This window comes from Nitratireductor sp. CH_MIT9313-5 (assembly GCF_037029545.1).
In the GTDB taxonomy this organism is placed as follows: Bacteria; Pseudomonadota; Alphaproteobacteria; order Rhizobiales; family Rhizobiaceae; genus Chelativorans.
This window is the reverse complement of the sequence record NZ_JAYMER010000014.1, coordinates 876,309-890,058: the sequence shown is the minus strand read 5'-3', so window position 1 is coordinate 890,058 and position 13,750 is coordinate 876,309. Positions and strand designations below refer to the sequence as shown.

Annotated in this window: 16 protein-coding genes; 6 read left to right on the top strand and 10 right to left on the bottom strand. The window is 58.7% G+C overall.

Annotation, left to right across the window (positions count from 1 at the left end; all coding sequences use genetic code 11):
* Nucleotides 1–142 precede the first annotated feature (142 nt).
* The 3 genes from WA367_RS11825 to WA367_RS11815 all read right to left on the bottom strand — a co-directional run bounded on the left by WA367_RS11825 (nt 143) and on the right by WA367_RS11815 (nt 5,162).
* Nucleotides 143–2,179: an elongation factor G gene (locus WA367_RS11825; protein ID WP_336056931.1), complete on the bottom strand. Its 2,037-nt coding sequence runs from the start codon at nt 2,177–2,179 to the stop codon at nt 143–145.
* A gap of 133 nt (nt 2,180–2,312) precedes the next feature.
* Nucleotides 2,313–3,842 carry a putative bifunctional diguanylate cyclase/phosphodiesterase gene (locus WA367_RS11820; protein WP_336056930.1) on the bottom strand — a complete coding sequence of 510 codons (1,530 nt, stop codon included), beginning with the start codon at nt 3,840–3,842 and terminating at the stop codon, nt 2,313–2,315.
* 117 nt (nt 3,843–3,959) lie between these two features.
* Nucleotides 3,960–5,162 (bottom strand): pyridoxal phosphate-dependent aminotransferase, encoded by a 1,203-nt coding sequence (locus WA367_RS11815; RefSeq protein WP_336056929.1) that lies wholly within the window; start codon nt 5,160–5,162, stop codon nt 3,960–3,962.
* Nucleotides 5,163–5,337: 175 nt separating this feature from the next.
* Here WA367_RS11815 and WA367_RS11810 point away from each other — a divergent pair, with 175 nt between their 5' ends.
* From WA367_RS11810 to WA367_RS11800, 3 genes are all read left to right on the top strand, one after another.
* Complete coding sequence (locus tag WA367_RS11810) at nt 5,338–6,297, top strand: EAL domain-containing protein (RefSeq protein WP_336056928.1); 960 nt, start codon at nt 5,338–5,340, stop codon at nt 6,295–6,297.
* Nucleotides 6,298–7,167 carry an EAL domain-containing protein gene (locus tag WA367_RS11805; protein ID WP_336056927.1) on the top strand — a complete coding sequence of 290 codons (870 nt, stop codon included), beginning with the start codon at nt 6,298–6,300 and terminating at the stop codon, nt 7,165–7,167.
* Between the two features lie 92 nt (nt 7,168–7,259).
* On the top strand, nt 7,260–7,856 hold the full coding sequence (locus WA367_RS11800; protein ID WP_336056926.1) for a glutathione S-transferase family protein: 597 nt from the start codon (nt 7,260–7,262) through the stop codon (nt 7,854–7,856).
* A gap of 61 nt (nt 7,857–7,917) precedes the next feature.
* Here the strand turns inward: WA367_RS11800 and WA367_RS11795 are convergent, their stop codons facing one another.
* Nucleotides 7,918–8,475, bottom strand: coding sequence for a hypothetical protein (locus WA367_RS11795; RefSeq protein WP_336056925.1), 558 nt, complete (start codon nt 8,473–8,475; stop codon nt 7,918–7,920).
* A 190-nt stretch (nt 8,476–8,665) separates the two neighbouring features.
* Nucleotides 8,666–8,887 (bottom strand): hypothetical protein, encoded by a 222-nt coding sequence (locus WA367_RS11790; protein ID WP_336056924.1) that lies wholly within the window; start codon nt 8,885–8,887, stop codon nt 8,666–8,668.
* A gap of 302 nt (nt 8,888–9,189) precedes the next feature.
* On the opposite strand from WA367_RS11790, the gene WA367_RS11785 reads away from it, so the two are divergent.
* From WA367_RS11785 to WA367_RS11775, 3 genes are all read left to right on the top strand, one after another.
* On the top strand, nt 9,190–9,798 hold the full coding sequence (locus WA367_RS11785) for a transglycosylase SLT domain-containing protein (protein ID WP_442935560.1): 609 nt from the start codon (nt 9,190–9,192) through the stop codon (nt 9,796–9,798).
* A gap of 147 nt (nt 9,799–9,945) precedes the next feature.
* Nucleotides 9,946–10,953, top strand: coding sequence for an ATP-binding cassette domain-containing protein (locus WA367_RS11780; protein ID WP_336056923.1), 1,008 nt, complete (start codon nt 9,946–9,948; stop codon nt 10,951–10,953).
* Complete coding sequence (locus WA367_RS11775; protein WP_336056922.1) at nt 10,950–11,753, top strand: ABC transporter permease; 804 nt, start codon at nt 10,950–10,952, stop codon at nt 11,751–11,753. Before WA367_RS11780 ends, WA367_RS11775 begins: the two co-directional genes overlap by 4 nt.
* Nucleotides 11,754–11,759: 6 nt before the next feature.
* Here WA367_RS11775 and WA367_RS11770 read toward each other — a convergent pair whose 3' ends face one another.
* The 5 genes from WA367_RS11770 to WA367_RS11750 are packed head-to-tail and all read right to left on the bottom strand — an operon-like array spanning nt 11,760 to nt 13,664.
* A complete protein-coding gene (locus WA367_RS11770) occupies nt 11,760–11,981 on the bottom strand; it encodes a DUF2945 domain-containing protein (protein ID WP_336056921.1) in 222 nt (73 codons plus the stop codon).
* 59 nt (nt 11,982–12,040) lie between these two features.
* Nucleotides 12,041–12,316 (bottom strand): type II toxin-antitoxin system HicB family antitoxin, encoded by a 276-nt coding sequence (locus WA367_RS11765; protein ID WP_336056920.1) that lies wholly within the window; start codon nt 12,314–12,316, stop codon nt 12,041–12,043.
* A 26-nt stretch (nt 12,317–12,342) separates the two neighbouring features.
* Nucleotides 12,343–12,537 (bottom strand): DUF2283 domain-containing protein, encoded by a 195-nt coding sequence (locus WA367_RS11760; RefSeq protein ID WP_336056919.1) that lies wholly within the window; start codon nt 12,535–12,537, stop codon nt 12,343–12,345.
* Nucleotides 12,538–12,570: 33 nt separating this feature from the next.
* Nucleotides 12,571–12,771: a hypothetical protein gene (locus WA367_RS11755; RefSeq protein WP_336056918.1), complete on the bottom strand. Its 201-nt coding sequence runs from the start codon at nt 12,769–12,771 to the stop codon at nt 12,571–12,573.
* A gap of 11 nt (nt 12,772–12,782) precedes the next feature.
* A complete protein-coding gene (locus WA367_RS11750; RefSeq protein WP_336056917.1) occupies nt 12,783–13,664 on the bottom strand; it encodes an SDH family Clp fold serine proteinase in 882 nt (293 codons plus the stop codon).
* Nucleotides 13,665–13,750: the final 86 nt, after the last annotated feature.

Sequence of the window (13,750 nt, the reverse complement as noted above, 5' to 3'; positions counted from 1 at the left end):
GGGCGCGTTCTCCTCCCATTTGCTCCCGGTGAGTGTTCCCCTCTGGAGGTTTAGCCTAACGGCACTTCCAACAACTCTTAGCCGGGTCCGCGAGATCCGGCTTTTTTTTGCCCGCAATTCAGAGCGCCAATATTGCCTCTCGTCAAGCGGCTTTTCCAGCCTTGGCCTGTGCGGCTTCAGCCTGTTTGCCCGTCAGTTCAGCCAGGTGATCGAAACGGGCGGTGTAGCTTGCCACACCAGCGGTTGCGGACCGCAATTCCACGATAAGGCCACGCATCTCCGCCTCCGGCATCAAAGCCTCGACCTCATCCCAACCATCCCAGCCGTCACGCGGGTTGAAGCCCAAGATCTGTCCGCGCCTTTGGGAGATGATCGCCGTGACGCGCGCCGTCTGCTCGTTGGGCGTAAAAACACATATGCGCTGAATGGGCTCCAGAAGAACGGGCTTGCAGGCCGGCAGACCCTCTTTCATTGCCGCGCGCCCTGCCACCTGAAAGGCCATGTCGGAGGAATCGACCGAGTGATAGGAGCCGTCTTTCAAGGTCACGCTGACATCGACGACGGGAAAGCCAAGCGGTCCTTCCTTCAGCGCTTCGCGCACACCGGTTTCCACTGACGGAATATACTGCTTTGGCACAACGCCGCCGCTGATCGTGTCATTGAAGATGAATCCGGCGCCGCGGGGCAGTGGGGCGATATCGACCACGATATCGGCGAACTGGCCATGGCCGCCCGACTGCTTCTTGTGACGCGCGCGCTGGGTGGTCGAAGTGCGGATCGTTTCGCGATAGGGGATGGACGGCTCGGCCAGCTCCACATCGATCTGGAAGCGCCGGGAGAGGCGTTCGGCGGCGACCTTCAGGTGTATGTCGCCCTGGCCCGACAGGATCGTCTCGCTGCTTTCCTGCAGCTGTTCCATGGTGAGGCCGGGGTCTTCCTGCACCAGCTTTTGCAGTGCGAGCGAGAGTTTGGCTTCGTCCTTTCGGTCCACCGGGCGCACGACCTGACGATGGACGGGGGCAGGGCGAAGATATCCGTCTTCGGCGTCAGCAGGTATGCGCGATTTCGGCGTCAGCGTATCACCGGTGGCTGCGTTCTCGAGCTTGCCCAGAACGACGCTTTCGCCCGCATCGGCAGACGTGATCTTCTGCTGTCCACCGGCTTCCATCCGGTAGAGGCCGGAAACCTTGCCTGCCTCGCCGAGTTCGACCCCGTCAGTCACCTTGCCCGCCAGGCAACGTGCGAAGCTGATCTTGCCGCCATGGCTGGAGTGAACGGTCTGGAAGACCTGCAACAAGGGGTCCTCATCCTCCTCCACGCCAAGCCGTTCCCGCGTGGCCGCGATGTCGGGAACATCGTGCCGGATCGCTTTCAAAAGGCGGAGAATTCCGTTTCCCTTTTCGGCTGCTCCGATGAGCACCGGCGTCACACTTCCCTCACGCAGATCGGCTGCGAGATCGTCAAAGATTGCGTCGCGGGGCGGTTCGATCTCCTCGAGCAATTGCTCCATCAACTGATCGTCGTGGTCAGCAAGCGTTTCGAGCATGGAGAAACGGGCTTCAACTTCGCGGGCGCGGTCGTCATCGGGAATAGGCGCCACCTCGCTTGGCGCGTGCTCGCGATAAACATAGGCGCGCTCAAGCGCGAGATCGATGGAGCCGATCACAATGCCGTTCTTGCGCAACGGGATCTGGCGCAGCAGGAGCGGTATGCTGCTGACTTCCTGCAGTGTCTTGAGGGTGTCGCGCACACCTGCATTGCTGCGGTCCATCTTGTTGAGGAAGAGCATGCGCGGCAGGCCAAGCGTATCCAGCCGGTGCAGGATGAGCTGCAATGCCGGAAGCTTGAAGTCTGTAGCATCCACGACCACGACGGCGGCATCGGCGCAGCGCAATGCGGGCTCTGCCAGATGTGCGAAGTCTACGCCGCCTGGACAGTCGACGAGGGTTAGGTGTTCGCCCAGAAAGCTGGAGGAAACCGTGCGGCACTCCACGCTCATCTCATGAGCGATGGCTTCTGGGGACTGGGTGGGGCTGGACTGGCTACTGATGGGGGCCGTTTCACCGGCGAGACTTCGCGCAAGAAGCGCATCGAAAAGAGTGGATTTTCCGCTGGCGAAGGGTCCCACCAGCGCGATGCATTTTGGCCCCGAAGGGCGTTCTCTCAAACGATGGCCCATGCTCGACCTCCTCCCATGTCTCGCCATGAGCGGCGGCCGGCCACCGGCCGTCGCACGCTGACAGCCGGTCCGGCTGCCAGGTTCTCACATGGTCCCACGGAGCAGGCGGGTCGGCAAGAGGCCTGCGGTGCGATCAGGCGCTCAGGGCAACCTGACGCATCTTCACCTCATGAGGCATGGACAGAAGCCGGCGCTCGGGCCGTCCCAGAAGATAGCCCTGGAAGCTTGAGCAGCCGGCAGCTTTCGCAAGCTCGAATTCCGTCTCGGTTTCAATGCCTTCGGCGACAATGCTCAGACCTTGAATCCGCGCGATCTGGGTCAGTGCGGAGACGAAAACCTGGGCGATTTCGTCGTCCTTGAGATGCTGGATATAGCTGCGATCAATTTTGATGCAGTCGATGGGCAGCGTCTTGATGTAGTTGAAGCCGCAATGGCCGGTGCCGAAATCGTCCAGCGCGATCTTGAAGCCCATCTCGCGCAGGGCGGTGATGCGGGCAACGGTTTCCGGGCCAGCGGATGTGGCGACGGTCTCGGTGATCTCGAGAACGAAACGGGCCGGATCAATGCCGGTCTCCTCGACAACGCGGGACATCATCGTCACCACCTCGTCGCGCTTCAGCTGCTCGCCGGAAACGTTGATGCTGACACAGCAATTGCCGAGCATCGGCAGATCGGCACAGGCGCGGCGGAAAACCCATTCGCCGAGCTGGTCGATAAGGTTCGAGCGTTCGGCTACGGGGATGAATTCGGCCGGCGAGACCATGCCGCGCACGGGATGGCGCCAGCGGATGAGACCTTCGACGGCATAGGTTTCGCGGCTGCCATTCTTGATCGGCTGGTAGTGAAGTTCCAGCTCGTTCAGATAGATGGCGGCGCGTAGCTCCCGTTCCACGAAGCGGCGTTGGCGCTTTTCCGACAGCATGTCTTCATCGAAGAGCGTTGCGCGGCCACGGCCACGCGCCTTGCTTTCATAGAGCGCAAGATCGGCAAGCTGCATAAGCTCGGTGGGTGAGGTGGCATGAGCGGGCGAGGCCGCGATGCCAACTGAAGCGGAAAGTGATACGCGCGAGCCCTCAAAATCCATGCCGCGATTGAGCAGGTCGATGAGTCGTTCGGCTTTTTTGCGTGCACGTTTCAGATCGTCACCGGGCAGAATGATGCCGAACTCGTCACCGCCGAGGCGGCCGACGGAGCCATCTGAAAAACATTCGCGGATGCAGCTGACAAGATGGGCAAGTGCCTGATCGCCGAAACGGTGGCCGAAGCCGTCATTGAGCTGCTTGAAGTGGTCCAGATCGACCAGCAACACGGTGGCGCGGCGCTTGCGGCGCAGGGAGCCAGTGCTTTCGGCGAGCTCCTCAAGGAAGGTGCGGCGAACCTTTGCGCCGGTCATGAGGTCGGTTTCGATGAGTTCGCGACGCTCTGCTTCGATGCGTGCGGCCTCGTAGAGACGCCTGACCACGTTGTGGCGAAGGGCGGCAAGCGTACACGCCGCGGCGGCTGTGCCAATGGCTGCAGCTGCGGCGGGTATGGCTGCCGGTACGTGCTGGTATTGGAGAAAGGCAGATGCCGCTGCGGATGCACTGGCACTGGCGAGCAGTGTCTGAGTGCCGATGTAAAGCGGACTACCGTGTTTGCTAACCGCTGTAAGCAGGTTCTTCACTGATCTTGAGCCCCATTTACCCCCCCGTCAGGGTCTTCTTGGGGGCTCAAGATTTAAGATGGCGTGAAGATTTGCTGCACTGCACGCAAAAAGAATACGTGCAGTGCGTTTCTCGCGTTATCGGAGGTTGGCGGTGAAGCGCTGGATGCGGCTGCAAGCCTCTTCCAGAGCCTTTTCCGAAGTTGCATAGGAGATGCGGAAATTCGGGCCGAGGCCGAAGGCCGATCCGTGTACCACTGCCACGCCTTCAGCTTCGAGAAGCTCGGTCACGAAGTCCTCGTCGCTTTCGATCTTCTTGCCGGATGGGGCCGTCTTGCCAATGCAGCCCTTGCAGGACGGATAGACATAGAACGCGCCTTCGGGGACCGGGCATTCGATGCCGGTGGCCTGATTGAGCATGGAGACGACAAGGTCTCGGCGACCCTGGAATATCTCCTTGTTCTTCTGGATGAAGTCCTGCGGACCATTCAGTGCTTCTACGGCAGCCCACTGGGCAATGGAGCTTGCGCCTGAAGTCTGCTGACCCTGGATCATGTCCATGGCCTTGATAAGCTCGATGGGACCACCAGCATAGCCGATGCGCCAGCCGGTCATGGCATAGGCCTTGGAGACGCCGTTCATCGTGAGCGTGCGATCGATCAGCTTCGGCTCCACCTCGGCAATGGTGTGGAACTTGAAGTCGCCATAGGTGAGGTGCTCATACATGTCGTCGGTCAGCACCCAGACATCGGGATGCTTGAGAACCACATCGGCAATCGCCTTCAGCTCGTCCTTCGTATAGGCAGCACCGGACGGGTTGGAAGGCGAGTTCATGAGAACCCACTTCGTCTTGGGCGTGATTGCCTTTTCGAGTGCCTCTGCCGTCAGCTTGAAGCCGTTCTCGATAGAGGTTTCAACGAAAACCGACTTGCCATTGCAGATGGCGACCATTTCCGGATAGCTCACCCAGTAAGGGGTGGGGATGACGACCTCATCGCCTTCGTTCAGTGTCGCCATGAAGGCGTTGAAGAGGATCTGCTTGCCGCCGGTGCCGACGATGGTCTGCTTCCAGTCATAGTCAAGATTGTTCTCGCGCTTGAACTTGGCTGCAATCGCCTCGCGCAGCGGCTGAATGCCGGAAACGGGAGTGTATTTCGTCTCGCCACGATTGATCGCGTCGATGGCGGCCTTCTTGATGTTGTCAGGTGTGTCGAAATCCGGCTCACCTGCACCAAGGCCAATCACATCACGACCCTGCGCTTTCAGCTCGCGTGCTTTTTGCGACACCGCGATGGTTGCGGAAGGCTTCACACGGGAAAGGGCATCGGCAAGAAACGCCATGGCACGAGAACTCCTTGTGTAGGGCTGGTCTATGGCTCCCATAGACGCGTCTTTATTGTCGCATCAGCGCCAAATCGCAAGGGTGCGAACAAAACTTGTGAAAGGACAAGACATTAACGCGCAATAAATTCTTCACTGCCAGTTTCGGGGCCTGTTCGAGTAAAGGCGTAAACTGGTGTCGCGTTCGCAGGAAATGGCTCATATCGCCCGGCAGGCCGATGGTTCCTATTCGGCCAATTGGGGCGTGCATGTGCTGAAAAGCGCGTTTCAGCCCATTTTCGCCTTCTCTGAAGGCAAGCTCAGGGCTGCTGCATATGAAGGTCTGATCCGCCCGTTCCGGGAGGGAAAGCCTGCAAGTCCGGGGGCGTTTTTCTCGTCCATTCCCGCGGGTGAGCAAGGGGCTGTGGAAAGTGTTGCGCGCAGCCTGCATCTTCTCAATGCCGCGGCCTGTATCGACCGCTCTGCCTTTATCTTCGTGAATTTCGATCCGCGTCACTTCGACGGTGCGCTTTCCATCCACAAGGCGCTGACCACCATGCGCGAAGCGCTCGGTGAGGCTCGAGACGTGCTCGCGCCCGAGCGCATCGTCTGCGAGATAACGGAGCAGAAGACGCTGACGGAAAGCTCGCTTCTCGACTTCGTGAAAGCGCTACGCAATGCGGGCTATCGTGTGGCGGTTGACGACTACGGAGCGGAAGATTCCGACATGCGCCGCATCCAGGCGCTGCGTCCGGATGTGGTCAAGTTCGACAGCGCGTGGGTCACGCGCCTGATGGGCAGTGCGCCCGGAATTGCATTGCTCAACGAGATGGTCCGGCAGTTCACCGATATGGGCACGCTGACCATCTTCGAGGGTATCGAGCAAGGCTGGCAGCTGGATATTGCCGAAAAGGCAGGCGTGTCGATGGTTCAGGGCTTCGTGCTGGCAAAACCTGAACTTGCCCCGACCAGCTTTGGCGTGTTCAGCGCCGTCGAACCCTTTGGCAACTCTGCGCCTGAGAGAAGCGCTCCAGAAACCGCGGCACCCGCGACACCCATGCAGTCAAACGAGCCGGACATTCCCGTTGCGCCCAACAGGCGCATGGAAGCCCGGCCGCTGCGCCCAACCCGTGTCTTTGGAAAAAGGACCGGCTGAATGGACCACAATTTCTCGAGACCGGCGAATGTGGGTGATGCCATACTCGTCGACGAAGTGGGCATCGAGACGGGACTTTACGGCCCCTATCACCTGCGCACGATGTATCAGCCGGTCTATTCAAGCCGTCCGGAGGGCCTCGTGCCAAGCGGGGTCGAGGGACTGGTGCGGCCTTATCTCGAAGGTCAACCCATCGCTCCGGCAGAATTTTTGAATGACGTGCCGGTGGAAGACCGTCTCTTCATCGAGAGCATGTGCCGGGCACTTCACCTGCGCAATCACCGCAATATCGGCGTGGAGGGGCTTGATCTCTACTTCCATTACGATCCGCGCTTTCACCTGGGGCCGGACTGGGATCTCGGTCGTATCGAGAGCATGGTGGAGCGGCTTTACGAGATTGAACTCGATCCCCGGCTTCTGATTTGCGAGATCAGTGAAGATTGCGACAGCGGTCTGCTTGGCGAGGTTGCCGGTGAAATGCATCGGCATGGTATGCGCATTGCCATGAAGGATTTCGGCTCGGGTGACGCCAATCTGGCACGCGTGGAAATTCTGCAGCCGGAAATCGTGAAGCTGGACGGGCCATGGTATCGGCGCATCTGTGAACTGGAAACAGCGGCGCGGCTACTTTCCGCACTCGCAGATGCGTTGCGCCGGGAAAACCGCAAGCTGCTTATCAGCGGGATTGAATCCATCGACCAGTTGCGTACCGCGCTCGATACGGGTGCTGATCTGCTTCAGGGCTATCTGCTTGGCGTGCCGAAGCTGGCGGGGACCTATTTCGAGATGGACCCCATCCTTGCGGAGACGCTCACCTCTCCGGATGAAAATGTGGTTCCGCTCTTTTCGCACCGGAAGAGCCCGAGCTGATCCATCAGCGTTGCTGATGCCTCACTACAGGCATATTCATTTCTTGCGTGACGAGCTGGCGGTTATCCTCCTGCATGAATGGGGGACAGCTCATGAAGCTCTATCACATGCCCGATAGCGGGAATTCCTACAAGCCGCGGCTTTTGATGGCCAAAGTCGGGATCGACTGCGATCTCGTAGAGGTCAGTTCGCGTGATGGTTCTACGCGCAGTGCGGATTTCCTGGCCCGTAATCCCATCGGAAAGGTGCCGCTGCTAGAGCTGGATGACGGGCGCTATTTGGCTGAGTCCAACGCGATCCTTCTGTATCTCGCAGAAGGCAGCCGTTTCTTGCCGAAGGACCAATACCAGCGCGCGCTTGTCCATCAGTGGCTGTTTTTCGAGCAATACAGCCATGAGCCCAATATCGCGGTGCGCCGCGCGTTGAAGATTTATGAAGAACGCCACGTTCTTGCGACGCCGCAGCGATTGCAGGAAACGCTGGAGGGCGGCAATCGCGCGCTGCAGGTCATGGAAACGCGGTTGCGGCAGGGGCCATATCTGGTCGGTGACGAGATGAGCGTCGCCGACATATCGCTCTATGCGTATACCCATGATGCAGAAGTGGGTGGATACGATCTGAGCCTTTTCCCTTCGGTGAGGGACTGGGTGGAACGTGTGAGCGAGGACGCCGACCACATCGTCATGTAGACGCAGAAGAGCGGCCGGCATTGCCGACCGCTCCTGCATATTTCAGGCTGGATAGTCGCGATCAGGCCGCTTCGTCTGCATTTTCCGCATAGGCGCTCAGAACGTCGGAATAAGACGTCTTGGTGCCTTCGGCTGCAGGCTGGAGCAGCGCGACTGCCTTCTTCGTGTCCACGCTGGCGAGGCTGGAGATCATCTCGGAGAGCTTGATCTCTTCCTGCGCCTTGAGAGCTTCCTGGCGAGCCTGCGCGACATCATCGACCTTGGCTTCTTCAACTTCCGGGCGCACATAGTTGCTTCCCGACGCCTGGTCGACCTTCTTGCCAGGGTTGATGCCCGAAACCTTGTCGGCTTTTTTCGAGACTTCGATAGCTACCGGGTTCTCGACCTTGGGTGTTTTGACCTCTTTAGCAGCGTCAACTGCCTTGGTAGCGTCAGCCGCAGCCGATGTCGCAGCTTCGACAGCGGTGTTCCGCGCAGCGGCATCTGCCTTCTTCGCGGCCTTCCGCTCCGCCTTCTCAACTTCTTTCTGAACCTTGTTGCCCAGTTCCTCAAGCAGCCCGGCGCCACCTTTGGTCTTATAAGCGCCGGCCAGAGCCGGACCCATGGATCCTACAATCATCGATAACCCCCGTTAAGTCCTGGCGCCTTCATGGCGCTCTAGAGCCTCGGCGCTGCATGCCGACGCTGATAACGGGGAGATATCGCCGGGATTTCTAACGTACTGCTTGGCTAAATCAGTAAAATTCTATGCAACCGGCATATTTGCGTCGAAATACGCTCTTTCCGCGGAATCCATGGTTTAAGACTGGTTACAATACGTGCATCGCGGATGCATTGCTACCGTTGCGCGCACCAGGGGTGATCGTCATCATGTCGAGCACGGCGTTGAGTTCGTCCATGTCGACATAGAAGGCACGCGAAAGCTCGATCGGGATACGCTCTTCGCTCAAGCCGCGCCTGAGCAAGGTTTCCACGGCCACGATCATCTGCGCCCTGTCGGTCAGGCGGCGCTTGAGAATGTCCTCACGCATGAGCGTTCTCCCGGCTCGGGTGACCCCGTTGAAATCGCTGTGCCAGAGACGCGGCGGAACGGTATCGGGTACTGTCGACCGGAGATGATGAATGCTATCCGGCCAGTTCGAATCAGTGTTAACCATATTATCCGGTTGCTCCGCTTAACGCGCAAGACCATCTCAGGTTGACCTTGCGGGAGACTTGCGGCGCGAGGCGGGGAAATGGTGCGGCGTGAATTTGATGTCGCAGGTCTGGAATTTGGTCACATTGGAGTGCGAGGAGGTGGCCTCCACGACATGAACCAAATATGCGGGTGAGGATGCGCAAGCTTTATCTCGGATCGATTGGCGGCGGTGCGCTGCTTTTGTTGGCCGGCTGCACGCAGGGCCTTGACCCTTCTTCTGATGGCAAGGCCGACGGTCTCACCCAAAGCAGTCTGGCTGCCGAGCAGGACCGGCAAATTGCCGATGTTGATGGCGATGGCAGGCCCGATGCCTATGCTGCCGGAACTGCAAGGCCAGCAGCGCTGACCGCATTCGAGGCGGGCGAAACACCGGCCAAAGTTGGGGCCAACAGCCCCGAGCTTGATGCGCTGATCGCACGTTATGCGGCCCATTATGAAGTGCCGGAGCGCCTTGTGCGCCGCGTGGTCAAACGTGAGAGCAATTTTAATCCCGCTGCGCGCAACCGCATCTATTGGGGCCTTATGCAGATCCGTCACGACACAGCACAGACAATGGGCTATCGCGGGCCGGCGTCGGGGCTTCTGGATGCAGAGACCAATCTGAAATATGCGGTCAAATATCTGCGCGGGGCTTATCTCACGGCCGATGGAAATGAAGACCGGGCAGTGCGCTTGTATGCCAGCGGTTACTATTATGACGCCAAGCGCAAGGGGCTGTTGAAGGAAACCGGCCTCAGGCCATGATGGCGCCTACATACTGCCGACGCAGGCTGTCAGCAGTGTTCTTGCTTCTTCTTCATTAAGCGCGGTTGCGGCGATAAAGTGATTTCGACTGTCGGATTGAGCGCAGGACCGGCGTCCTTGGCTTATCCGCACCCTTGAGGGATCGTCATGAATGATGCCGCACCGATGGCAGTGATGACTGCCGAACACAGGCCGCTTGCAATTTCAGTGCGAGGGCTGAGGAAGCACTACAAGGACACCAAGGCGCTGGACGGCATCGATCTGGATGTCGAACGGGGCACCATTTTCGCCGTACTCGGGCCGAATGGCGCTGGCAAGACAACACTAATCCGCGTACTCGCCACGCTGACGCGCGCCGATGATGGTGAAGCGCGGGTGCTTGGTCATGATCTTGCCAGCGATCCACAGGCGGTTCGCGGTGCGATTGCCCTGACAGGACAGTTTGCCTCGCTTGACGAGGACCTGACGGGGCGGGAAAACCTCATCATGATCGCGCGTCTGTGGGGCTTTCGCGGACGCGATGCCAAACGGCGGGCGGATGATCTGCTTCATGCGTTCGAGCTCCATGATGCGCGCAACAAGCAGGTGAAATCCTATTCAGGCGGCATGCGGCGGAGGCTTGATATTGCGGCCTCGCTTGTCGTGACACCGGGTATCCTGTTTCTCGACGAGCCGACCACGGGGCTTGATCCCAAGGCGCGCCAAGGCGTGTGGCAGATGATCCGACAACTGGCCGATGCGGGCGTGACCATTCTTTTGACAACGCAATATCTGGAAGAAGCCGACCAGCTTGCCTCGCGGATTGCGGTCATCGACCGCGGGCGCAAGATTGCCGAGGGCACGAGCCGGGAGTTGAAGGCGCAGATCGGTTCGGGCTTCCTGCATGTCACGCTGCATGATCAGACACGGCTCGATGAGGCCGCGCGCACGCTTGAGAACCTGCTGGGCAATCCGGTTCAGCGCAGCCCTGAAGGGGCTGAACTCTCCGTCATTGCCGCAAGTGCCGGGCAGGCGAGCGACGCCTTGTCTGCGCTGAGGACAGCCGGCATAGAGCTTGCAGATTTCTCCATGGGCTCCCCCAGCCTTGACGAAGTGTTCTTCGCCCTGACCGGGCAGCCTCTGGAAGAAGAAGTGCCAGAGGAGGCCGTTCAATGAGCGTGATCGACCCCGCATCCGTGCTGACTGCCTCGCGCCCGCCGCGCCCGTCTGCCTTTTCCAACGCACTGACCTTCGGGTGGCGGGCGGTCCTGAAATTCCGCCACGTGCCCGAGCAGCTATTCGATCTGATCATGACGCCGCTCATGTTCACGCTGCTCTTCACCTTCGTGTTTGGTGGCGCGCTGGCGGGATCGCCCGACGACTATCTGCAATTCTTCCTGCCGGGCATTCTGGTCCAGACGGTGGTCTTTAACTCAGTTTATTCGGGCATGGGGCTTTCGACCGACCTTTCCAAGGGCCTGTTCGAGCGCTTCCGCTCGCTGCCGATCTGGTCGCTGTCGCCCTTTGCGGGGCTGATGGTTGGTGATGTTCTGCGCCACTTCATTGCCGGCCTTATCATCCTCGGCGTGGGACTGGCGCTCGGCTACCGACCGGAAGCGGGGCTGGTCGGCGTGGTCGCATCATTCCTGCTGCTCTTTGCCATCGGCTTTGGTGTCGGTTGGATCTTCATCACGCTGGGCCTCATCATCCGCACGCCGATGACGGTGATGACCATCGGCTTCACCTTCATCTTCCCGCTGGTCTTTGCGTCCAACATCATGGTGCAGCCGGAAACCATGCCCGGCTGGCTGCAGGCCTTTGTCGACCGCAACCCGGTCTCGCACATGACCACCGCCTTGCGTGGGCTCATGGGGGGAAGTGCAACAGGCGGGGACGTGCTGCTGGCGCTCGCCGCACCGGCAGCTCTCACGGTTCTGCTGGCGCCTCTGGTGCTTTGGCTTTACCGGCGGGATTGAGGAGCGCTACCCGGCGCTTCGCAGTTCCGACTGGCTCTTGAGCGCACGGTCGCCGTCGTCCTGCTCGATGAGATAGGCAGGATCGTCATCACTCGCCGTGCGCTTGATTGCCTTGCCCTTGATTGTGCGGGTGACGTCGGAGTTAAAGCTCTCGGCCACCTTGCCCGTGCCGGTGCCATTGCCCCAATCCCATTCAACCTTGCTGCCCTTGCCGAATTTGGCGCTCATGACCTGATCCCTTTCGTGATGGTGAAGGAACAAGCGGTAAGGGGCGGGGTGGTTCCGGCTTATGCGGCTTCAAAGATGTGAGGGGCGGGCGAGACAGCGGCTACAACAGCGTCTTTGCTGTCTTCGAGAAACTGCGGGTCAATGCGCAGCGTATCTAAGGTGCGGGGCTGTGGAGCGTCTGGCAGGTCTGCAAGAGCAAATGCCAATGCAGTCGAGGCTTCGGTCAGGCATTCATCGAGGGTGGAAGCAGCTGCTATAACGCCCGGAAGATCGGGGAAGCAGACCCCATAGCTGCTGCCCGCGTCCTTGTGGATCAAGGCTATGTAGTGCCGCATAGAGTCACGAACCTTGAAGCAGCGCTCTAAGCTGCTTCCGTAAGAGCTTCCGGTGGTAGGTGCTTGCGGGCGTCCAAGACTTCCATGCCGATTATGTGGCCGGATTCGTCGTAATCAAGAACTATAACTTCTGAAACCTCGGCACTGTCAGCAACTTCGCCCGTAGCAGAGCGGATATAGGCCGCGTTGGCTGCCTGATCATATTCGACGACTGGTTCCATGTCGGCCTCAGCGCGCGCTAAGGGCCGTATCCGTCAAGCGTTCTTCACCCGCTTGAAGACGCTGTTGCCGATTCTCTCCATCAATGGGATGCTAAATTCCTGTTTATGAAGCACAACGCCGGCTCGATCCATCTTGCCGCGGAACTCTTCATAGCGCTCCAATTGGCTACGAAACTCATTCGATTTCATGTCACGCATCCCGAGTGCGACTTTCACCTTCTCTTCGATACCCACGTCAGTCCTCCTCAGTGGATGTGGCGATTGTACACAAACATCGAAATTCCCTGCCGCTCCAAATAGCCTGTGAGTGTGTCACTATAACGGCGAATCGCCTCACGCTGTTCCTGTACTAGACCATAATCTTCGATTTCGAGCCGCAATTCTTTGCGCAGCTTCTCCATCCCTATCATTCGACCGTGTGAATGCCACAGGTTGTTGTCCGAAAGTTTAGTTGCGATTTCCTCTGCTCGCTTCTGCTTTTCATCATCGGTCACACGGGTGCCGGGGTTGGTGGTACGATGCGTAAGCCAATCCTTAAATTTGTACTCTGCCAACCACTTCTTTAACAGGCTGATAGATAGCTCTTTCGACTGCTCATAGAACCGGAGCATAGCCAAATCTAAGTTCTGAAGAATCTGGAACTCGGCGGGAGAGATTTGGTTGTTATGGCTCTTCGCAATGAGCTCTTCAACTTTATCCAAGTAGCCTAGTGCTGGCACCAGAACTCGGTCTTCTCTGTCGGGTACTTGCGGATCAATCGGGCCTAGGGAGGAAGCGTAGTCCATGTAGATTTTATCTGCAGCCATGCAGAATATTGTACCAGCCGACATTGCAGCTCTTGGTACTATTGCAAAGAATTGCTTGTAGTGATGGCGAACGATTTCAACCATCTTTTCGACGGCCTCAGCTTGGCCACCTGGGGTCGTTAAACAGATACCGACAGCATCTCGCTTGCCATTTCTGTCGCATAGGTGCTCCACAACATCACGGAAGTGAGGGATCGCTCCAGTTCGGAGCTCGCCATAGTAGTAAAGCAAATCGCATTGTAGAAGATTTTCGACTTCCTCCTCTGCTGTTCCGACCGTATCGAAAATCACTTTGTCGAGCAGAGGAAGAGTCGTTGCCATAGTGTTTCGTACCCCAGAAGCCGCTTCGACTACTCGCGGCGATCTGCAACCTATAGTGCGTAAATAACCTTCTTGTCCAGTGGCGC